Annotated in this window: 20 protein-coding genes; 15 read left to right on the forward strand and 5 right to left on the reverse strand. The window is 63.7% G+C overall.

Going from position 1 to position 21,426, the window contains the following annotated elements; genetic code table 11:
• The first annotated feature begins 163 nt into the window (after positions 1-163).
• The 6 genes from AQ611_RS26425 (at position 164) to AQ611_RS19010 (ending at position 8,390) form a co-directional block, all read left to right on the forward strand.
• Positions 164-1,960 carry a sugar ABC transporter ATP-binding protein gene (locus tag AQ611_RS26425; RefSeq protein WP_083237454.1) on the forward strand — a complete coding sequence of 599 codons (1,797 nt, stop codon included), beginning with the start codon at positions 164-166 and terminating at the stop codon, positions 1,958-1,960.
• On the forward strand, positions 1,957-3,021 hold the full coding sequence (locus AQ611_RS18990; RefSeq protein WP_069235672.1) for an ABC transporter permease: 1,065 nt from the start codon (positions 1,957-1,959) through the stop codon (positions 3,019-3,021). The genes AQ611_RS26425 and AQ611_RS18990 overlap by 4 nt, the downstream gene beginning before the upstream one ends.
• Positions 3,022-3,277: 256 nt before the next feature.
• Positions 3,278-4,522 carry an SfnB family sulfur acquisition oxidoreductase gene (locus AQ611_RS18995; protein WP_069235673.1) on the forward strand — a complete coding sequence of 415 codons (1,245 nt, stop codon included), beginning with the start codon at positions 3,278-3,280 and terminating at the stop codon, positions 4,520-4,522.
• Positions 4,523-4,526: 4 nt separating this feature from the next.
• Positions 4,527-5,747: an SfnB family sulfur acquisition oxidoreductase gene (locus AQ611_RS19000; RefSeq protein ID WP_069235674.1), complete on the forward strand. Its 1,221-nt coding sequence runs from the start codon at positions 4,527-4,529 to the stop codon at positions 5,745-5,747.
• A gap of 35 nt (positions 5,748-5,782) precedes the next feature.
• Positions 5,783-7,168, forward strand: a complete 1,386-nt coding sequence (locus AQ611_RS19005) for an LLM class flavin-dependent oxidoreductase (RefSeq protein WP_069235675.1) — start codon at positions 5,783-5,785, stop codon at positions 7,166-7,168.
• 166 nt (positions 7,169-7,334) lie between these two features.
• Complete coding sequence (locus AQ611_RS19010) at positions 7,335-8,390, forward strand: substrate-binding domain-containing protein (protein ID WP_069235676.1); 1,056 nt, start codon at positions 7,335-7,337, stop codon at positions 8,388-8,390.
• Between the two features lie 45 nt (positions 8,391-8,435).
• On the opposite strand, the gene AQ611_RS19015 is transcribed toward AQ611_RS19010, so the two are convergent.
• Together AQ611_RS19015 and AQ611_RS19020 are read right to left on the reverse strand one after the other, a co-directional pair.
• Entirely contained in the window at positions 8,436-9,764 is a 1,329-nt protein-coding gene (locus tag AQ611_RS19015; RefSeq protein WP_069235677.1) for an ATP-binding protein, read from the reverse strand.
• Positions 9,765-10,487 (reverse strand): response regulator, encoded by a 723-nt coding sequence (locus tag AQ611_RS19020; RefSeq protein ID WP_059515478.1) that lies wholly within the window; start codon positions 10,485-10,487, stop codon positions 9,765-9,767.
• Positions 10,488-10,734: 247 nt separating this feature from the next.
• On the opposite strand from AQ611_RS19020, the gene AQ611_RS19025 reads away from it, so the two are divergent.
• Positions 10,735-11,481 (forward strand): MipA/OmpV family protein, encoded by a 747-nt coding sequence (locus AQ611_RS19025; RefSeq protein WP_069235678.1) that lies wholly within the window; start codon positions 10,735-10,737, stop codon positions 11,479-11,481.
• 30 nt (positions 11,482-11,511) lie between these two features.
• Positions 11,512-12,702 (forward strand): SDR family oxidoreductase, encoded by a 1,191-nt coding sequence (locus AQ611_RS19030; RefSeq protein WP_059514670.1) that lies wholly within the window; start codon positions 11,512-11,514, stop codon positions 12,700-12,702.
• 25 nt (positions 12,703-12,727) lie between these two features.
• On the opposite strand, the gene hpaR is transcribed toward AQ611_RS19030, so the two are convergent.
• Positions 12,728-13,168, reverse strand: coding sequence for a homoprotocatechuate degradation operon regulator HpaR (gene hpaR / locus AQ611_RS19035; protein ID WP_059514668.1), 441 nt, complete (start codon positions 13,166-13,168; stop codon positions 12,728-12,730).
• A gap of 153 nt (positions 13,169-13,321) precedes the next feature.
• On the opposite strand from hpaR, the gene AQ611_RS19040 reads away from it, so the two are divergent.
• The 7 genes from AQ611_RS19040 (at position 13,322) to hpaI (ending at position 19,279) form a co-directional block, all read left to right on the forward strand.
• The gene (locus AQ611_RS19040) at positions 13,322-14,011 is read left to right on the forward strand and encodes a fumarylacetoacetate hydrolase family protein (RefSeq protein ID WP_059514658.1); all 690 of its coding nucleotides are present in this window, start codon (positions 13,322-13,324) and stop codon (positions 14,009-14,011) included.
• Complete coding sequence (locus AQ611_RS19045) at positions 14,008-14,772, forward strand: fumarylacetoacetate hydrolase family protein (RefSeq protein WP_069235679.1); 765 nt, start codon at positions 14,008-14,010, stop codon at positions 14,770-14,772. The genes AQ611_RS19040 and AQ611_RS19045 overlap by 4 nt, the downstream gene beginning before the upstream one ends.
• 23 nt (positions 14,773-14,795) lie before the next feature.
• On the forward strand, positions 14,796-16,262 hold the full coding sequence (hpaE, locus tag AQ611_RS19050) for a 5-carboxymethyl-2-hydroxymuconate semialdehyde dehydrogenase (protein ID WP_059514654.1): 1,467 nt from the start codon (positions 14,796-14,798) through the stop codon (positions 16,260-16,262).
• A 66-nt stretch (positions 16,263-16,328) separates the two neighbouring features.
• Entirely contained in the window at positions 16,329-17,177 is an 849-nt protein-coding gene (hpaD, locus tag AQ611_RS19055; RefSeq protein WP_069235680.1) for a 3,4-dihydroxyphenylacetate 2,3-dioxygenase, read from the forward strand.
• A gap of 57 nt (positions 17,178-17,234) precedes the next feature.
• Positions 17,235-17,627, forward strand: a complete 393-nt coding sequence (locus AQ611_RS19060; protein WP_069235681.1) for a 5-carboxymethyl-2-hydroxymuconate Delta-isomerase — start codon at positions 17,235-17,237, stop codon at positions 17,625-17,627.
• Between the two features lie 24 nt (positions 17,628-17,651).
• Complete coding sequence (gene hpaH / locus AQ611_RS19065; protein WP_059515476.1) at positions 17,652-18,455, forward strand: 2-oxo-hept-4-ene-1,7-dioate hydratase; 804 nt, start codon at positions 17,652-17,654, stop codon at positions 18,453-18,455.
• 14 nt (positions 18,456-18,469) lie between these two features.
• Positions 18,470-19,279 (forward strand): 4-hydroxy-2-oxoheptanedioate aldolase, encoded by an 810-nt coding sequence (hpaI, locus tag AQ611_RS19070; protein ID WP_069236398.1) that lies wholly within the window; start codon positions 18,470-18,472, stop codon positions 19,277-19,279.
• A gap of 135 nt (positions 19,280-19,414) precedes the next feature.
• Here hpaI and AQ611_RS19075 read toward each other — a convergent pair whose 3' ends face one another.
• Positions 19,415-20,287: an MOSC domain-containing protein gene (locus AQ611_RS19075; protein WP_069235682.1), complete on the reverse strand. Its 873-nt coding sequence runs from the start codon at positions 20,285-20,287 to the stop codon at positions 19,415-19,417.
• Between the two features lie 242 nt (positions 20,288-20,529).
• Complete coding sequence (locus AQ611_RS19080; RefSeq protein WP_059515472.1) at positions 20,530-21,279, reverse strand: SDR family NAD(P)-dependent oxidoreductase; 750 nt, start codon at positions 21,277-21,279, stop codon at positions 20,530-20,532.
• Positions 21,280-21,426: the final 147 nt, after the last annotated feature.

A 21,426-nucleotide genomic window follows, 5' to 3' on the forward strand; every position in this document is an offset into this window, starting at 1 on the left:
TATCCAGTCTAGATGGATCGGGGCGGAACACAAGCGTATGACGTGCAACAGTTTATGTCCATTCCTTCGACTATCGATATGACGAACCCTTGGTTCTCGAATGCGCGCTTGCTCGCTACGATCGCGACTTGGTTCGATAAAGCTTGCCACGCAATGCTCAACGATGTCTGAAACCGTTTTCGCCGCACGTGCGGTTGCGAAGCGCTTCGGCGCGACTGCCGCGCTCGATTGCGTCGATTTGTCGCTGCGCGCGGGCGAGGCGGTTGCGCTGATGGGCGCAAACGGTGCGGGCAAATCGACGCTCGTGAAGATCGTCAGCGGCGTGCTCGCACCCGACGCCGGCACGCTTACGCTGCGCGGCGCGCGCTACGCGCCGGCTTCGCCGTATGCGGCCAAGCGCGCGGGCGTTGCAACGGTTCATCAATCGGTTGCCGACGCGGTCGCGCCTTCGCTGTCGATTGCCGACAATCTGCTGCTCGATACGCTGTGCGATTCCAAGTCGCGCTGGCTCGCGACGCCCGCGTCGCGTGTCGCGGCCGCGCTGCCGCTTGCGCGCCGGGTGGGCCTTCAGGTCGACCGCATGGATCTGCGCGCGCCGCTCGGTACGCTTTCGCTCGCCGCGCAGCAACTTGTCGTGATCGCACGTGCGCTTGCTGCGCAGCCTGCGCTGTTGATCCTCGACGAACCGACTGCCAGCCTCGGCGCGGCAGACGCCGAGCGTTTGTTGACGCTCGTCGACGCGCTGCGTGCCGATGGCGTTGCAATTCTGCTCGTGTCACATCGCACCGGCGATCTGCGGCGTATTGCCGATCGCATCGTTGTTCTGCGAGACGGCCGTATCGTATCGACGCAGGTTACACCATTCGATTTTGATTCGGCGCACGAAGCAATGATCGGGCGGCGGGTGCCGGGCGGCTCGCGTGCGGTGAAGGCAGCGGTGACACCGGGTGCGGATCATGTGCATGTGGTCGAGGCGGAATGTGCTGGAAGCGCCGCACCTGAGCTTACATCCGTATCGACTGCAATCGTTGCGCGTTCCACCGGATCGATTGCGGCTTCGGACGAGGCACCGCCTGCCCGTGCTGATCCGGCAGATGCCGTCTTTTTTGCCGATGTCGAATCTGTTGATGCTGTAACGGTTACCGCGTTAACTGCCGCATATCCGGATTCGGTGCCGCTGTGTACACACCACACCGGCAGCGTTTCATTCCCGGCTGCAATGACGGGTGGAACCTGTTCGAATCCGGCCGTGCAGTGTTTCAGTGCGCGCGGCATTCGGCTTTCGGAGGACAGCGAGCCGTTCGATCTCGATGTACGGCGCGGCGAGATCGTTGCGATTACCGGGCCGGTCGGCGGCGGCAAATCGCGTTTCGCGCGCGCGGTATTCGGCGCGGAGCGCCTCGCGGCCGGCTCGATGAGGTTGGATGGTATGCCGTGGCGTCCACGTTCGCCCGCGCACGCGATTCGTGCGAATGTGTTTCTCGTGGCCGAGGATCGTTGGCGCACGTCGCTGTTTCCGGACAGCGTGCCGTTCGCGACGCTTGCGGGCACATTGTCGTTGCCGTTTCTGTCTCGCTGGTTTCCATTCGGTTTCGTGAGCGCGGCGCGCGAGCGGCAGGTTGCGCTCGATGCGATTGCGCGCTTCGGCATTCGTTGCATGGGGCCTGACGACCGCTTGACGCATTTGTCGGGCGGCAATCAGCAGAAGGCCGCAATTGCGCGCTGGCATCTCGCGCCGGCGCGGCTGCTGCTGCTCGACGAACCGTTCCAGGGTATCGATGTCGGCGCGCGCGCCGAGTTGATCGCGCTGTTGCGCAATGAAGCGGCTGCACGCGCGACGCTCGTGTTCGTTAGCGATCTCGACGACGCCTATGCCATTGCCGACCGCGTGTTGCCGTTCGATCGCGGCACACTCGATATTCAATTCCGATTCGCTGAACCGGAGGCTTCGTCCGTATGAAAAACTCCACGCCCGCCGAGGTTGTGGCGGCACCCGCGCAGCGATCGGCGGCAGAGCGTGCCCAACCTTGGATCGCCGTCGCGCGCGAGCGCATCGAGCGCGTTGGCATCGTACTCGTGCTCGCCGCACTCGTGGCCGGCTTCGCGGCGCGCGAGCCCGCGTTTGTCGCAATCGACAATCTGTTCAGCATCTTGCAGGCGGTATCGATCGTCGCGTTGCTCGGCATCGGCGTGACGATCACGCTGGCGGCAGGCGGCTTCGATCTGTCGGTCGGCAGTGTCGCGGCATGTGCGCAGATGGCCGCGAGCTATGTGCTGATCGTCTGGCACGGCGGCGCTGCGGCAGCGGTTGGCGCGTGCGTCGCGCTCGGCGTCGGTGCGGGCGTGTTCAACGGAATCCTGATCACGCGCTTGCGCGTGCCGGATCAGCTTGCGACGCTCGGCACGCTGTTTTTGCTCGCGGGGTTGCAACTGATTCCGACGGGCGGCCGTTCGCTCGCAACGGGTGCAATCCTGCCCGACGGCACTGAGGCGACAGGCAGCTTTCCGCAGGCGTTTGTTGCACTCGGACGGCTGCGCGTGCTGGACGTCGTGCCGTTGCCGGTGATCGTGGTGGCTGTCGTCACACTCCTCGCATGTGTCGTGATGGAGGCGACGCGGTTTGGCCGCGTGCTGTATGCGATCGGCGGCAACGAGACAGCCGCGCGGCTGGCGGGTGCGCCGACCGCGCGTTATCGGATCGCCGCCTATGCGGCGTCGGGAGCGATCGCGTCGCTCGGCGGTGTGTTGATTGCCGCGCGGGTCGGCCGCGGCGACGCGAGCGCCGGCCATTCGCTGCTGCTCGATGCGGTGGCGGCATCGCTGATCGGCTATGCGGTGTGGGGCGCGAAACGTCCGAACGTCGCGGGCACCGTGCTCGGCGCGGTGTTCGTCGGCGTGCTGTTGAACGGACTCACGATGCTGAACGCGCCATACTATATGCAGGATTTCATTAAAGGCGGGCTGCTCGTGTGTGCGCTCGCGTTCACGTTTCGGATCGGCAGCGTGCGATCCACGCGCTAGCGTCGGGGTATCGGGTTCGCCGAGCGCGATGCGTGCACGCGGAGGCATGCATCGCAGCCGCTTACATCGCGCGTGACGCGCCGAATCCGCGAGCGGGGTCGATTCACGACGGCGGGAGTGGCGTGATCTCGGTCTGTTCGCGCGGATGCGCGGCGCATTTTGCAGACGCGGGAATATCGTTTCCAGAAACCATCGGTTTGTGCCGAGGCGCGGCGTTGTTAGATTGATCCATTGTTCCAGACAATGGAGAAGCCAGATGTCAGCAACATTGGAGACGCCCGGCGATGTGCGTGATGCGGCATCGGATCAGCTTGGCGTTGCGCGCGTCATCGCGAGCGATGCGCAGGCGCTCGAGGTCGCGCGCGAACTCGCGCAACGGCTCGCCGAGGGCGCGATCGAGCGCGATCGTGACCGCCGGCTGCCGTATGCGGAAGTCGATTGGTTTTCGCAAGCGGGCCTATGGGGCATCACGGTGCCGAAAGCCTACGGCGGCGCGGGTGCGTCGTATGTGACGCTCACCGAAGTCGTGAAGATCATCTCGGCGGCGGACCCGTCGCTTGGCCAATTGCCGCAGAACCATTTCGGTCTTGTCGACGTGATCGCCCTGACGGGCACCGACGAGCAGAAGCGTTTCTTCTTCGGCGAGATCCTGAAGGGAAAACGTTTCGGCAACGGCTTCTCCGAGAAGGGCACCAAACACGTGCTCGACTTGAAGACGAGGATCACGCGCGACGGCGACCGCTATCGCGTGAGCGGCACGAAATTCTATTCGACCGGTGCGCTGTTCGCTCACTATGTGCCCGTGCTTGCGCTCGACGAGAACCGTAAGGGCTGGCTCGCTTATATTCCGAAGGGCACGCCGGGGCTTTCCGTGATCGACGACTGGTCGGGATTCGGCCAGCGCACGACGGCAAGCGGCACTGTGCAGCTCGACGACGTGAGCGTGCCCGCGTCGCATGTCTTTCCGGCGCATCGCGTATCGGATCTGCCGACGTTGAACGGTCCCGTTTCGCAAATCATCCAGGCGGCAATCGACGCGGGTATCGCGCATGCGGCGCTTGACGATACGCTGCGCTTCGTTCGCGAGCGCTCGCGTCCGTGGATCGACAGCGGCGTCGAGCGTGCGAGCGACGATCCGTTGACGGTGCGGGAAACAGGGCGGCTCGTGATTCAGCTTCATGCGGCCGATGCGCTGCTGGAACGCGCGGCGCGCACGCTCGACGCCATTTCGGCGCAGCCCGCGATAACCGAGGACGACGTTGCGCGCGCATCGGTCGCGGTGGGCGAGGCAAAGGTGCTGACCACCGAGATCGCGCTGCTTGCAAGCGAGAAGTTGCTCGAACTGGCCGGCACGGCCGCGACGCTTGCAGAGCACGGTCTCGATCGCCACTGGCGCAACGCGCGCACCCATACGCTGCACGATCCGGTGCGCTGGAAATATCACCTGGTCGGCAACTACTACCTGAACGGCGTCAAGCCTGCACGCCACCCGTGGAATTGATCTGATGAACGCGATTGTCCAACCGAGCAGTGGGCCGGCACCAGCGGTCGCGCGCCGCATCGCCGATGATCGGCAGGCGCTCGACGTCGCGCGCGAGTATGCCGCGCGAATCGCCGAAGGAGCTGCGCAGCGCGATCGCACGCGCAGGTTGCCTTACGACGAGCTCGACGCCTATTCGGCGACGGGGCTCTGGGGCATAGCCGTGCCGCGCGAGTTCGGCGGCGCGGCGGTATCCGCGACGACGCTCGCTGAAGTGACAGCGATCGTATCGGCCGCCGATCCGGCGATCGGCCAGATTCCACAAAATCACTTCTACATGCTCGAAGTGCTGCGCGTGAACGGCACGCGCGAGCAACAACGCTTCTATTTCGAACGTGCGCTGGCAGGCGAGCGTTTCGGTAACGCGCTGTCCGAACGCGGCACGAAAACCGTGCGTGATTATCGGACGACGATCGAGCCCGACGGCCCTGGTTTCAGGCTCAACGGACAAAAATTCTATTCGACGGGGGCGTTGTTCGCTCACTGGATTCCGATCGTCGCGAAGGACCGCAACGGCGTGCTGTATGTCGCATTTGCGCCGGCGAGTGCGCCGGGACTGTCGGTCGACGATGACTGGAGCGGCTTCGGCCAGCGCACGACGGGCAGCGGCTCGACGCGGATCGACAACGTGTATGTCGACGCATCGGCAGTCGTGCCTTACGGCGCGGCGTTCGACAAACCGACGCCCGTCGGCCCGCTCGGTCAATTGATCCACGCGGCTGTCGATCTTGGTATTGCACGTGCGGCGTTTGCCGATGCGCGCTGCTTCGTGCGCGAGCGCGCGCGGCCGTGGGTGGATGCGCATGTCGAACGGGCGAGCGATGATCCGCTTACGCTCGAAATCTTCGGCAAGCTCGCAGTCGAACTCGATGCGGCCGAAGCGTTGACCGAACGAGCGGGCCTGCGCGTGGACGCATCGATTGACGATCCGAACGAGCGCACGGTTGCGGCCGCCTCGATCGCGGTCGCGAAGGCGCGCGCCGCGACGACCGAAGTCGCGCTCGCTGCGTCATCGCGGCTGCTGGAACTTGCCGGTACGTCGGGCGTGCTTGCCGAGCACGCGCTCGATCGGCATTGGCGCAATGCACGCACGCATACGCTGCACGATCCGGTGCGCTGGAAATACATCGCGATCGCCGACTATCTCGTCAACGACACACTGCCGCCGCGGCACGGCGCGCTGTAAGCCTGTTATTTCGCTGTCCGGAGTGCTTAGCCGTCATGACTCGTCAAATCCGTTTCAATGCCTTCGACATGAATTGCGTCGGACACCAATCGCCTGGATTGTGGGCGCATCCGCGCGACCAATCGTGGCGTTATCGTCAGATCGGTTACTGGACCGAGCTTGCTCGATTGCTCGAACGCGGCAAGTTCGACGGCCTGTTTATTGCCGACGTGCTCGGTATCTACGATGTTTATCAACACAGCGGTGAAGCCGCGATCAGGCAAGGCGCGCAGGTGCCCGTGAATGATCCGATCCTGCTCGTGTCCGCGATGGCCGCCGTCACGCAGCATCTCGGTTTCGGTATCACGTGCTCGCTGTCATATGAACATCCGTATCCGTTCGCACGGCGGATGTCGACGCTCGATCATCTGACGAACGGGCGCGTTGGCTGGAATGTCGTCACATCGTATCTCGACAGCGCCGCGCGCAATCTGGGCCTGCCGCGCCAGACCGATCACGACGACCGTTACGCGCTCGCCGACGAGTATCTCGAAGTTTGCTACAAACTGTGGGAGGGTTCGTGGGAGGACGATGCGGTGGTGCGCGACGCGGTTCGGCATGTGTTCGCGGAGCCGTCGAAGGTGCACGCAATCGGCCATCACGGCAAGCATTTCGACGTGCCAGGCATCCATTTGTGCGAGCCGTCACCGCAGCGCACACCGGTGCTGTATCAAGCCGGTGCGTCCAAGCGCGGCAAGGATTTCGCCGCGCAGCATGCGGAATGCATTTTCGTCGCGGCACCGTCGCGCACGATCCTGAAGGCGTTCGTTGCGGACATTCGCGAGCGCGTGCGCAAATACGGCCGAAATCCGCGTGACGTGCTGATTTTTAATCTACATACGGTGATAACCGGCCGCACGTCGGCTGATGCACACACGAAGCACGCTGATTACCGGCGCTATGCGAGTGACGAGGGGGCGCTTGCGCTGATGTCCGGGTGGACCGGCATCGATCTGTCGAAGCACGGGCTCGACGAGCCGCTCACGCACGTCGAGAGCAATGCGATCCAGTCGGCCGTCGAGGCGCTGTCAAGCGCCGACCCGACACGCGTATGGACGGTTCGCGAAATTGCGAAGTGGGGAGGCATTGGCGGGCTCGGTCCGGTGTCGGTCGGCGACCCGCGCGAGATTGCCGACGATTTGCAGTCCTGGGTCGACGAGACCGACGTCGACGGTTTCAATCTTGCTTATGCGGTGACGCCGGAAACGTTCATTGACGTTGTCGAGCTTGTCGTGCCGGAGCTGCAACGGCGAGGCGTCTACAAGACCGAGTACGCGCCGGGCACGCTGCGCGAAAAATTGCATGGCGCAGGGCCGCGTCTTGCAGCGCCGCATCCCGGAGCACGCTATCGCGTGCCGACCGAGTATGCGCTCACGCGCTGATGGCGAATTGGTTGAGCGGCAGGGCGGCGCAATGCAAGCTGCTTGCCGCGCGCGATGAATGCCCGGCTCGTCGCTTGGCTGATTCATCGACCGGTGCACTAACGCATCATTCGCTTGCCGAATCGAGGCGAGCCCCATCCACCTGCTTATACTGATAGGAGTTGCCATGCGTGTGCCGCTGCGGGGGCTGTGCCGGATCGCGTGCGCCGTTTCGTTATCCTTGATATTGCCGGTCTCGGGCGCATGCGCCGCGCCGCCTAAGGATGCGCCGCCGCCGTTCGATAAGGCCGGCGTGAAGATCGCGCTCGTCAACTACTTGTCGACGGGCGATTTCTTTCAAGCATACGAGGCCGGCGCGCAGCGGCAAGCCAGGGCGCTCGGCGTGGATCTGCGCATCTACGAAGGCCGGCAGGACGCGGCCGAGCAGCGCGAGCAGATTCAACAAGCAATCAGCCTCGGCGTCGCGGCGATCATCGTCAATCATGGGCTGCCGGAAGCACTGACGGACGTCGTTCAGCGCGCGCTCGACAAAGGCATAAAGGTCGTCGCGTTCGACGTCGACCTGAATCATCCGAAAGTGCCGCAGATCGAGCAGAGCGACCGCGATATCGCGACGCTCGTGCTGGAGCAGGCGGTAAAGGACAATGGGCCGTCATTTGCGGCGGGTTACGTGTACGTCGCGGGCTTCGCTCCGCTTGACCGGCGCGACGCGGTTTGGCGTGAGTTCAAGCGTGCCCGGCCGGGCATCCAGGAGAAGGCGCGCTGGGGAACGGTCGATGCTCCGATTGCGCAGTCGGTCGCGAACCAGGCGGCTGCCGCGTATCGCGCGCATCCGGATATCCGGGTGGTATTCGCCCCATATGACGAGTTTGCGCGTGGCGCACTGATTGCCGCGAACGAAGCGAAGCTCGGCTCGCGAGTGAAGATCTACAGCGCGGACATCTCCACGGCCGATATCGAGGCGATCCGTGCGCCGGGCAGCGCATGGGTGGCGACCGCCGCAACCAATCCGGCCGTGGTCGGCGCGGTGTCGGTGCGGGCGGCGGCGCTGCTCGTCGCAGGGCAGGATCCCGGGCGGCATATTGTCGTGAAGCCGGCGTTGATTACGCGGGACGACCTGATTCGTAATCGTATCCGCACAGTCGGCGAACTGAGCGCGAAATATCCAGCGTTCCGTGACAGTGACGCGGCAACGGCGAAGTGGATCCCACCAGCGGAGTGAGCGCGGCTGTCCGCCGCCGGCCGGTTGCGGACAGCCGCGCACGCATCACGTCACCATGCTCGGCGCGTTTTGGCCGCGAGCCGGCAATTCGAGTACCGGCAGCGTGATGACGAAGCGGGCGCCGCGTGTCGACGCGTCGTCAAGCCGTGCTTCGCCGCCGTGGGCGAGCGCGACGTGCCGGACGATCGTCAGGCCAAGCCCGAATCCGCCCGTCTGCCGGTCTCGGCTTGAGTCGAGCCGGCAGAACGGCTCGAACACGCGGTCGCGATCGGCGGGCGCGATGCCGGGGCCGTCGTCTTCAACCGCCAGCACGAGCGCCCCTGCTTCATTGTGCGATGCGCTTAGCGAGATTGTCGTCGACGCATAGCGCATGCCGTTGCGGATCAGATTCAGCAGGGCACGCGCGACGAGCTTCGGATCGCAGATATGGCTCGCGCGCGCACCGTGCGTCGAGACATCGAACGTGAGCCGGCGATCGGCGATATCGTTCGCGACATTAGCCGCGACGCTATCGATCAGCTCGGCCACCGTCACTCGCATCAGTGCGAGATGCGCTTCGCGTTGTTCCAGCCGGCCGATCGTCAGCAGTTCGGTGACGAGATCGTCCAACTCGCGCACGTCGCGGCGCAGCGCATCCTGTCGCTCGCGTATGCGGACGGGCGCATCCGGTTCGGCGAGCAGTGCAAGGCCGAATTCGAGCCTTGCGAGCGGCGTTTTCAGCTCGTGCGAGATGCTGTGCATCATCTCGCGTTGCTGCTGAATCGACGTTTCGATACGTTGCGCCATATCGTTGAACTGCTGCGACAGCTCGTAGATGTTCGATTTGCGCGACAAGCGCACGCGCGTCGCCAGCCGCCCTCGGCCGAACGTGCGCGCGGCCGCTTGCAGCTTGCGCAAGTCGCGCCAGTGGTAGTGCACCCATAGCACGATCGCGAGCAGCATCGCGAACGAAACGGTCAGGTATGCGTAGATTTGGATGTCGAGATTTGCCGGCTGGACCGGCCGCGCATGCAATACGGAGCCGTCGGCGAGCGGCATGTAGTAATCCTTGCCGTCATAGCTGATTGCGATGTCGCCGCGCTCGAGGTCGTGCAGCGGCGTGCCGTACAGCGCGCGGCGCGCGGCATTCATCGAAATGAAATTGAATCCTTCGTTGCCGTGCAATGCAAGCTCGCGCAGTGCGAGTTCGCGCTGCGCGCCCGGATGACGTTCGAGATAGTCGTTGAGCACGAACGCGTAGGTGGTCAGCGACGCGCGTTGCGCGGTTGCGAGCCGCTCATAGAAGAAGCGGTCGAAAGACGTGTTGATGAACACGACCGATGCGGCGAAGCATGCGATCACGAACAGGTACAGTTTGATTAGCGAGCGCAGCATTCAATCGTCCCATGCCGACGGGCTGAACAGGTAGCCGCGTCCCCAGATCGTCTTGATCCGATGCGGTTCGGACGAATCGTCCTCGAAGCGGCGCCTTAGCTTCGAGATGCCTGAGTCGACCGAGCGGTCGAGGCCGTCGAACTCGATGCCGCGCAATTGCTTCAGGATATCGTCGCGGCTGAGCACGGTGCCTGCCGCGCGCGCGAGGATCAACAGCAAGTTGAATTCGGCCGTTTTCAGATCGACGAGTTCGCCGCGCCACGCGACAGTGCGGTTCGGCGGGGAGATGGTCAGTTGACCGAACGATAGCGTCTGGCTCGTCTGCACGTCGGCGACGGGGCCGGGCTGCGCGCGGCGCAGCAGCGCGCGGGCGCGTGCGACGAGCACGCGTGGTTCGATCGGTTTCGTCACGTAGTCGTCGGCGCCGGTTTCGAGGCCGGCGATCTGATCATATGCATCCGCGCGCGCGGTCAGGATCAGCACCGGCACGTTCGAGAACGCGCGGATGCGACGGCACACTTCCATCCCATCGAGATGCGGCAGCATCAAATCGAGAATCACGAGTGCGGGCTGATGCTCGCGCGCGGCGGCAACGGCGAGATCGCCGCGCCGGACGATTGTCACGGAGAACTCGTAGCTGTCAAGGTATTCGCGGATCAGTTGCGCGAGCCTGTCATCGTCTTCGACTAGCAGCACGCGATATCTGAGCGGCACGTCTTTCATGATCTCCTCGTTATATTTGCGCCGCATGCGCCCGGCCGGCATATGCGGGACCCGCGAATTCTAGCCGTGCGTATATCCGTGCAGCGAGGGCGTCACAATTACCGACAATCGAACACAAATACGCACATATTCCCGAAACATTCGGGACAGAATCGTCAGACGCATGCTCATAGACTGCGAGCTTCTTGACCCTCGTGCCAATATCGTGCGCCTGTTCCTTCATCCTCTACGGTTTTTCCAGTATTGCGTGCCGCTCGTCGGCTTGATAACCGCTGCGGCTTCTCATGCGGAAAATGTCTATACGGTTTCGCTCGGCGGCGGTTTTGCGCCGCGCTATGCGGGCAGCAATCAATACCGCGGCGTGTTCGCACCGTCGTTTTCCGCGACGTTCGACAACGGCTGGTTCATCGGCCCGCTCGACGGCGTCGGCTACAGGTTGAATCTGCCGGGCGACACGTTTGTTGCCGCGGCGCTCAGCTATGACGAGGGCCGCATCGACGAAAACCGCTTCGGCCGCTCGGGATCGGACTATCTGAAGGGCATGGGAAGCGTACCGGGCTCGGTGATCATCGCGGTGCAGGCGGGCATGAAATTGTATGGCAACAGCGTGTTGAGCGTGACGCTCGATACGCCGGTCACCCATACGGCGCGCGGCTTGTCCGGGCATGTCGATCTCGCCGTGCCGGTATTTAGCGCCGGGCGTCACGCAGTCGTCGTGACCGGGTCCGTGCATGCGGGCTCCGGCCGCTATATGCAGACGTTTTATGGCGTGACCGACGCGCAGTCGGCGGCAAGCCGCTTTCGGCCGTACTCGACGAAAGGCGGTATCGACAGTGCGTCGATGGCGCTCGCCTGGACCTACACATTCTCGCGTCATTGGTCGGTGGAGACGACGCTCGGCGTGTCGCGTCTGCTGGGCAGCTACGGCAACAGCCCGATCGTGCAGGCCAAGAGCAATTACTTCGGACTGTCGTCGGTGAGTTATCGCTTTTGATGCTGAATTCGCGGAAAAACGGAGACTATCGTGTTGATCTGGAAACGGGCCTTATCGTTTACTTGGCAGACCGGCCTCATGTCGCCGGCGAGCGTGCCTGCCGCGGCCGCGCACGTCGAGCGTCTCGTGCTGACGGGAGCGACAGGGTTCATCGGCGGCTCGGTGCTGGTTTCGCTGATCAATGCCGGGTTGATCGACCGGGTGGTCTGCGTGGTTCGCGCCTGCAACCGTGCGCATGCGCTGACGCGGCTGCGCGCGGCGGCACTCAGAAGCGGCCTCGCGCCGTACTGGGCCGAGCGCCTGAGCGAGGCGAACGTGATCGCGGGCGCGCTCGAAGGCGAGTTCGACGATGCCGACGCGGCGCGTTTGTCGGCGGCGTCGCACGTGATTCATTGCGCGGGGATTGCGTCGTTCTCCGCAGCGCCCGTCGTCAATGCGACGAACCGCGACGCAACGTTGCGCTTCGCGAGCCGTTTCGTCGGCAGCCGGCGGCTGAAGCGCTTCGTGCATGTGGGCGCAGCGTTCGCAACCGGCGCGCGCGAGCGCGGCGCGATTCGTGAGGACGCCGCCGCTTTTGCATCGCGCGATCGAGACATCGACGCGATGCCATATGCGCGCGGCAAGCGCGATGCGGAAACGGGCTTGCGCGCGCTGGGGCTGCCGCTCGTCGTCGCGCGGCCTTCCTGTGTCGTCGGTCATACGCTGCTTGGCACGCGGCCGTCGGCCAGCACGTTCTGGATGTTCCGGATCGTACACGCGGTGCGCCGCTTCACCGCGCGGCCGATGACGCGCGTCGACGTCATCGCGGTCGACGACTGCGCACGCGCGCTGATGCTGCTTGCGCTGAAACCGGCGCTGGCTTACGACGCCTATCATGTCTCGGCAGGCGACGAAGCGCCGAGCGTCACGCAGATCGTGCGGGCAATGGATGAAGCGGCCGGCATCGAAGGCCAATCGCGTTACGCACTCTGCTCGAACGCCGAGCTTTGTGCGATCGCGCGCGACGTGCTCGGCCGCCGCGATCCGGTGCGCGAGCGGGTGATCGAGCGGGCCTTGCTGTCCTACGCGGCGTTTGCCGATCTCGACTGCGTGTTCGACAACGCGCGCATCCGTGCTGAGATCGACTTCGAGCCGCTGCCGTTCGTCGATTACATACACGAGTGCATGCGCACGTCGCGCGGCATCGACGTGTTCGCGCAGATGCCGAGAACGGGCCGCTGACGGCGTGCGTGACGGCGGCCGCCGGTTATTGCAGGCCGCCGACCTCGATTAATTTGTCGAGTGCCGCATACATTTCGCTTAATGCATCGACCCCGAAACGTTCTTCGATGAGCCGGTATTGTTCGTCGATGCGCGGGCCGATCTGTTTGACGAGCTGGCGGCTTTGCAGGGTCAAGCTGACCATCAGTCGGCGCTGATCCTCGGACGCGCGCATCCGGCGAATCAGGCCGTCGCGCTCCATTCTTTCGAGTACGCCCGTGAGGCTCGGGCTTAAAATGCTGCAGCGCTTCGCGATCTGCCCGGCGTCGAGTTCCTGGTTCGGAGCCCCGTCCAGCAAGCGGATGATCCGCCATTGCTGCTCCGTCAACGCGAATTCTTTGAGAATCGGCCGGAACCGTCCCATCAGCGTTTCACGAGCTTCGAGCAGCAGCATGGCCAGATTGCGGTGATCGACCGTTCGATTCATGAAGTATCCGGAAAGCGATTGATCCGACAATCTTAGCAGGACGAAATCGCCGAGGCGACCAATCAGGGTTATTGTGGTTGTATGTTGGCCGGCAGTTAGTTAATATATTAACAAATTAGGTTTGGCCGCGCGACGCGGCAAAGGAAGGAACGGATGGAGTTGCCTTTTATCGTCGATGGCGAAGCGGCGGAGGCGGTCCGCGTGGGCACCGTGTACGGCGCTTTGCTGAACGATCGCGGCGCGCTCGCCGCGTTGGGCGACGCGGTGCATGCGCCGCCCTACGGCAAGCCGCCGGCCGCGCCCGTGCTGTATGTGAAACCCGCGAACACCCATGCGGCCGACCGCGCGGCCGTTGTGGTGCCGGCGGGCATCGATGCGCTCGAAATCGGCGCGACGCTCGGCGTCGTGTTCGCGCGCCGCGCTACCCGGGTGCCGTGCGAGCGAGCACTCGATTATGTGCTCGGCTACACGCTCGCGAGCGATGTATCGGTACCGTCTCCCGATTACTACCGGCCTGCAGTGCGCTTCAAATGTCGCGACGGGTTTTGTCCGCTCGGCCCGGCAATCGTTGCGCGCGCAAGCATTGCCGATCCGGACAGGCTCGAAGTGACCGTGCGCATCGACGGCGTGCCGCGCTATACCGCGAGCACCGCGAACCTGGTCCGGCCGGTGGCGCAATTGATCGCCGAGGTGTCGTCGTTCATGTCGTTCGACGCGGGCGATGTGCTGCTGGTCGGCGTCGGGCCGAACGCGCCGCGCGCACCGGCCGGCAGCGCGATCGAAATCGCCGCGCCGGGCCTGGGCGTGCTGCGCCACTCGCTGATTGCGGAGGATACGATATGAAAACCGCGCGCGTGGTGTTCAATGGCGCGTTGCATACGGCCGAGCCGGCAGGCGAAGGGCGTGTAAGGCTCGATATCGGTCGCGTGCTTGACGAGACGGACGTCGCATGGTTGCCGCCGCTGGTGCCGCGCACAACGTTCGCGCTTGGGCTGAACTATGCCGATCACGCGAAGGAACTCGCGTTCAACGCGCCGAGCGAGCCGCTTGTCTTCCTGAAAGGGCCCAACACGTTTGTCGGTCATCACGCGCGGACAGTGCGTCCCGCCGATGCGACGCACATGCATTACGAATGCGAGCTTGCGGTGGTGATCGGTCGCGCCGCGCGCAACGTGAAGCGCGCGCAGGCGCTCGATTACGTGCTCGGCTATATGGTTGCGAACGATTACGCAATTCGTGATTATCTCGAGAATTACTATCGGCCGAACCTGCGCGTGAAAAATCGCGACACCTGCACGCCGCTCGGGCCGTGGCTCGTGAGCCGCGACGAGATCGGCGATCCGTCGAATCTTACGCTGCGCACGACAGTCAATGGCCATGAAACGCAGCGCGGCAACACGCGGGACATGATTTTCGACGTCGCATCATTAGTCGAATATCTGAGCTGCTTTTTGACGCTCGCGCCTGGCGACCTGATCCTGACTGGCACGCCGCAAGGGCTTGCCGATACGAAGCCGGGCGACGAGGTCGTGACCGAGATCGAAGGCGTCGGCCGGCTCGTCAATACGATCGTGAGCGAGGACGATTATTACCGTGCGGGCTGACGCTGCCGCACCAGGAGAGATGCATGACCTTCATCAAGCATTGGATCGACGGCAAAGAAGTGGAAAGCCGCGAGACGTTTACAACGTTTAACCCGGCCACGGGCGAGCCGATTGCCGATATCGCATCGGGCGGCGCGCAGGAAATCGACGCAGCTGTGCGTGCCGCGAAGGAGGCGTTTCCGAAGTGGGCGAACACGCCGGTCAAGGAGCGCGCGAAGCTGATGCGCCGGCTCGGCGAGTTGATCGAGCGCAACGTTGCGCCGCTTGCCGAATTGGAAACACAGGATACGGGGCTGCCGATCTCGCAGACGAAGAAGCAGTTGATTCCGCGTGCGTCGGAGAATTTCCATTTTTTCGCCGAAGTGTGTGCGCAGATGAACGGCCGCAGTTATCCGGTCGACGACCAGATGCTGAATTACACGCTGTATCGGCCCGTTGGCGTGTGTGCGCTGATCTCGCCTTGGAACGTGCCGTTCATGACGGCGACGTGGAAGACCGCGCCTTGTCTCGCGCTCGGCAATACCGCAGTACTGAAGATGTCGGAGCTTTCGCCGTTGACCGCGGACCAGCTCGGGCGTCTGGCGCTCGAAGCCGGCATTCCGCCGGGCGTGCTGAACGTCGTGCAGGGTTACGGCGCGACAGCGGGCGACGCGCTCGTCAAGCACCCGGACGTGCGTGCGATTTCGTTTACCGGCGGAACCGTCACCGGCAAGCGGATCATGGCGAACGCGGGATTGAAGAAATATTCGATGGAACTCGGCGGCAAGTCGCCCGTGCTGATTTTTGACGATGCCGATTTCGACCGTGCGCTCGACGCATCGCTGTTCACGATATTTTCGATCAACGGCGAGCGTTGCACGGCGGGATCGCGGATTTTCGTACAGCGAACGATTTACGATAAGTTCGTTGCCGAATTCGCGCGTCGCGCGAGTAACCTGCTCGTCGGCGATCCCGCCGACGAGCGCACGCAGCTCGGCTCGATGATCACGCGTGCGCACTGGGAAAAGGTGACGGGCTACATCCGGCTTGGCGAAGAGGAAGGCGCGCGTCTCGTCGCGGGTGGCGCGGACAAGCCCGAGCATTTGCCCGAGCATTTGACGAATGGAAATTTCGTTCGGCCGACCGTGTTCGCCGATGTCGACAACCGGATGCGTATCGCGCAGGAGGAGATCTTCGGGCCGGTCGCCTGCCTGATTCCGTTCGATAATGACGAGGATGGGTTGCGTTTGGCGAACGATACGAATTACGGCCTTGCTTCGTATCTGTGGACGCAGGACGTCAGCCGTGTGCATCGGCTCGCGCGTGGGATCGAGGCGGGGATGGTGTTCGTCAACAGCCAGAACGTTCGCGATCTGCGCCAGCCATTCGGCGGCGTGAAGGAGTCGGGCATCGGCCGAGAAGGCGGCGAATACAGCTTCGAAGTGTTTGCCGAAATCAAGAATGTCTGCATTTCGATGGGTAGTCATCACATTCCCCGTTGGGGCGTGTGACGCCCGGCGATCAAGATACGCCGCGCGCCGGTGCGGGAAGCGCCGACGTGCGGCTGGAGACTCACGATGGGAAAGTTGTCTCTTGCCGCGAAGATCACTCACGTGCCGTCGATGTATTTGTCCGAGCTGCCGGGTAAGCATCATGGCTGCCGTGCGGAGGCGATTCGCGGGCATCAGGTGATTGGCGAGCGCTGCCGCGCGCTCGGCGTCGATACGATCGTCGTCGCCGACACGCATTGGCTGGTCAATGCCGGCTACCACGTCAACTGTAACCAGTCTTTCTCGGGCATTTACACGAGCAACGAACTGCCGCACTTCATTCGTGACATGCGTTATGCGTATCCGGGCAATCCGGCACTCGGGCATCTGATCGCAGAGGTCGCGAACGCGCATGGGATTCACACGCGCGCGCATGAAATCGATAGTCTCGAACTCGAATACGGCACGCTCGTGCCGATGCGCTACATGAACGCCGACCAGCATTTCAAGGTCGTGTCGATCGCTGGCTGGTGCATGTGGCACTCGCTCGACGAGAGTCGCCGTTTCGGCATGGCACTGAAGGAGGCGATCGAAGCCAGCGATGCGAATGTCGCGTTCTTCGCAAGCGGCTCGCTATCGCATCGGTTCAACGACAACGGCAGCCCGGAAGATTCGATCCACGAAATCAGCCGGGAGTTTTTCCGGCAGGTCGATCTGCGCGTGGTCGAGCTGTGGAAGCAGGGCGATTTCGCCACGTTCTGCAAGATGCTGCCCGAATACAACGAACACTGCCACGGCGAGGGCGGCATGCACGATACCGCGATGCTGCTCGGTTTGCTTGGCTGGGATCGTTACGACAAACCGATCGAAACCGTCACCGATTATTTCGCAAGCTCCGGCACGGGCCAGATCAACGCGATTTTCCCGCTGCCGTGACACGGGCCGCGCTCTCGCCTCTACAACGAAAAACCGTTCGGAATACGGAGAATTTCCATGCCGCACATCATCGTCGAATACACCGCGAACATCCGCGAAGCCGCCCGGATTCCGGTGCTGCTCAAGACGATCAACGATACGCTGATCGCGCAGGACGGCGTGTTCCCGATAGGCGGTATCCGCTCGCGCGCGATCGAGTTGCAGGATTACTGCATCGCCGACGGCACTGCCGACGACGCGTTCGTCCATGTGACGTTCAAATTCGGCTCGGGCCGCGACGAGGCGACGAAGAAACGGGCTTGCGACGCGTTGTTCGACGCAATCAAGGCCCATTTTGTGCAGCTGTACGCAAGCCGCCCGCTGGCGTTGTCGATGGAGGTGAACGAGTTCAGCGACGCGGGCACCTACAAGCACAACAACATTCACGCGCGCTATAAGCGCGATGCGTGACGGTGATCGGCGATCATGACGACCATGCTGGATTTAACTACCATCGATCTTCTCGCGCGCAAGTTGCACACGGCGGAGCGCGAGCGCAAGCAAATCCGCCAGATTTCGCTCGATCATCCGGATATCACGATCGACGACGCGTATGCGATTCAACGCACGTGGGTCGACATCAAGCTCGCCGAGGGCCGCGTTCTGAAAGGGCATAAGATCGGCTTGACGTCGAAGGCGATGCAGGCGTCGTCGCAGATCGACGAGCCGGATTTCGGCACGCTCCTCGACGATATGTTTTTCGACGACGGCGCGACGATTCCAACGCAGCGCTTCATCGTGCCGCGTGTCGAGGTGGAACTCGCGTTCGTGCTCGGCAAGCCGCTGAGCGGGCCGGGCTGCACGCTGCTGGACGTCTACGATGCCGTCGATTATGTGGTGCCCGCGCTTGAGATCATCGACGCGCGCAGCCAGTCGATCGACCCGGATACCAAGCGCCCGCGCAAGGTGTTCGACACGATCGCTGACAACGCGGCGAACGCGGGCGTGGTGATCGGCGGCCGGCCGGTGCGGCCTACGGACATCGACTTGCGTTGGGTCGCGGCGATCATGTCGCGCAACGGGGTGGTCGAGGAAACGGGCGTCGCCGCCGGCGTGCTGAATCATCCGGCAAATGGCGTCGTGTGGCTCGCGAATCGGCTGGCGCGCTTCGGCGTAACGCTCGGTGCCGGCGAGATCATTCTGGGCGGTTCGTTTACGCGGCCGTGCGCGGCGAAAAGCGGCGATACGTTCAGTGTCGATTACGGCCCGCTCGGTGCGGTTCATTGTCATTTCGAGTGATGAACGCAATGATGATGTGTACACCTGATAATTCGTTCAAGGCGGCGCTCGCACGCGGCACCGCGCAGATCGGGCTATGGCTCGGGCTTGCGAATCCCTATAGCGCGGAGCTTGTCGCGGGCGCCGGATTCGATTGGCTGCTGATCGACGGTGAGCATGCGCCGAACACGGTGCCGACGATACTTGCGCAATTGCAGGCGATTGCGCCGTATCCGTCGCATCCCGTCGTGCGCGTGCCATGGAACGACGCGGTCGTCATCAAGCAGGTGTTGGATCTCGGCGCACAGACGCTGCTCGTGCCGATGGTGCAGAGCGCCGCAGAAGCGAGCGCGGCCGTTGCAGCCACCCGTTATCCGCCGCGCGGCGTGCGCGGCGTGGGCAGCGCGCTGGCGCGCGCGTCGCGCTGGAATCGCATCGACGACTATTTGCAGCGCGCGAACGATGAGATCGCGCTGCTCGTGCAAGCCGAGACGCGCGCGGCGGTGGACGCGATCGATGCGATCGCGCGCGTCGAAGGCGTCGACGGCGTGTTCATCGGCCCGGCCGATCTGGCTGCCGACCTCGGGCATCTCGGCAACCCCGGGCATCCGGACGTGCAAGCGGCGATCGATCGCGCGATCGCGGCGATCGTCGCGACAGGCAAGGCGGCCGGCATTCTTTCCGCCGATCCGGCCGCCGCGCGCCGCTATCTCGATGCGGGCGCGACATTCGTGGCGGTTGGCGTCGATACGACGTTACTCGCACGCGGTGCAGAACAGCTTGCCGCGCACTTTGGCCGCGGGGCGCACGAGCGCGCGCCGGCGGGCGGCGCGGCGACGTACTGATTGTCGAATCGGAGCATTGAGCAAGCGCGCGTGCGCGATGCCGCGCACGCGCGCCGCCTGCGTGCCGCTGGGCGCGCGCAGTCCGCCGCGCGCGCAGCCGCCGGCATCAGGCCAAACTCAATCAAGTCGGCTTGCTCAATCGCCGAAGCCGATTTCCGCTTCGACTGCTTGCCCGAGCGCGAGCGATGCACCGGCGCCGTTGACGACGATGCCGTTCTTGCCGAACGTGAGCGCGCCGTTGAGCCGGGCATTGCTGCGATAAGCGCTCATCGTGTCGAGCGGTTCGTGCGGCCACTCGGGGGCCGGCATACCGGTGCGCTGGTCGATCGTCGGCACCGGGCAGCGTGTGCATAGCTTCACAAGATTGATGCGCACGCGGGCGCCTTCGGTCTCCACGTCGAGCGAATCGACATAGTCTTCTTCATGGGCGTCGAGCCCTGTCAGCACAAGGTTCGGCCGGAAGCGGTCCATCGGTACTTCGGGCGCGCCCTTGTCGCGCAGGCGCTTGTTCAGTTCGTCGAGCGATGCTTGGCCGAGGACGAGCAGCGGGAAGCCGTCCGCGAAATGCGTATGCGCTACTCGTTGCCCCGTCCATTTCGAATCGACCACGCGGCGCGTGCCAGGCGCGAAGCGCACGAGGCGCGCGGGGGTTTGCAGGAATTCGGTGAACCAGCGAGCGGTATGCTCGCCGGTGTCGAGCGCATGGACGGTATCGCGCCAAACCGTCGCCGCGATCGCCGTGGCGTGCGGCTGGAGCGCCACAACGGCGAGCGGTGTGCGCAGTTCGGGCATTCCCGGCGCGCAGAGCACGAGATCGTGCTCTCCGATCGCGGTGTGCACGAGCGCGAGCTTCGGGTGAGTGCGCTGCGTGAGCATTGCGCCTGTCGGGTCCGTCACCATCCAGTTTCGATCGTATTCGAGGCCGGTGTCGAGCAGGCGCGCATGCGTGACGGCGATGCCGCGGCAGGATTTGATCGGATAGACGAGAAGATCGCTGATGACTGGCATGGGGCGGAAAAAGTGAACGGAGTGGGCGGGCTCGGTCGTAACCGGCGTAATGGCGGATATTGTATTGGCTGAACGGCTGCACTGCCTTCCCGCTGCGGACTTTCGTGGTTTGTCTCAAGGCCCGGGCGGCTGCCGCATTGCCGATCGGAAATCCGGCGATCGCGTTTTAGACGAGCATCGCGCGCCCGCGCCGGCAATCGGCACGGGCGCCGCGGCGCCGAACTTCGTTCGGCCAAGTCGGTTTATTGCGCGGTATATCCGCCATCGACGACGATGCTCTGCCCGGTCAGATAACGCGCGCGGTCACTCGCGAGGAACAGGATGGTTTCGACGACCTCGTCGGTCGTGCCGGCCCGCTTCGCGGGTACGGCCGACAGGAAGCTCGCTTTCGCATCGGCGTTTCTCCCGGAGAAGCGCTCGAGCATTTCCGTCTGGATGGGGCCCGGCGCGACGGCGTTGACGCGCACGCCCGCTTGCGCGCCTTCGAGCGCGGCGCTCTTCGTTAGCCCTTCGACCGCATGCTTGCTCGCGACGTACACCGACGCGCCAGCGAAGCCCACCCGCCCGGCGATCGACGACAAATTGATGATCGAGCCGCCGCGTTGCGCGAGCATCACGCGCAGCTCGTATTTGAGAGACAGCAGCGTGCCGAGCGCGGATGCGCCCAGCGTGTTGTTGTAGTTGTCGACGGTTTGCTCGACGATGGGCGCGACCATGCCTTCGGTGCCTGCGTTGTTGACGGCGACGTCCAACCGGCCGAAGCGTTCGACAGTGCGCTCGACGAGGCGGCGCACGTCGTCCTCGACGCTTACGTCGGCGCGCACGAATTCGGCTTGCGCGCCCAGCTCGCGTAACGTTTGCACGAGCGCTTGACCTTTATCGTCGTGGCGTCCGCTGACGACGATGCTGCTGGATTCGCGGGCGAATGCGAGAGCGGCCGCGCGGCCGATGCCGGTCAATGCGCCGGTGATGAGCACTACGGGTTGAGCCATGAGAATCTCCATTGATAGGCGAATTGGCAATGACAACTCGTAAACTGTAACTGTTTATGTTCGGTTTCGAAAGTAAACTAGTTTCATCATCATGCCTTTAGGCCGGCATGACGGAATCGACCGGCACCACGCACGGGCGGCTGCCAA

Source organism: Burkholderia singularis (assembly GCF_001718875.1).
GTDB lineage: Bacteria > Pseudomonadota > Gammaproteobacteria > Burkholderiales > Burkholderiaceae > Burkholderia > Burkholderia singularis.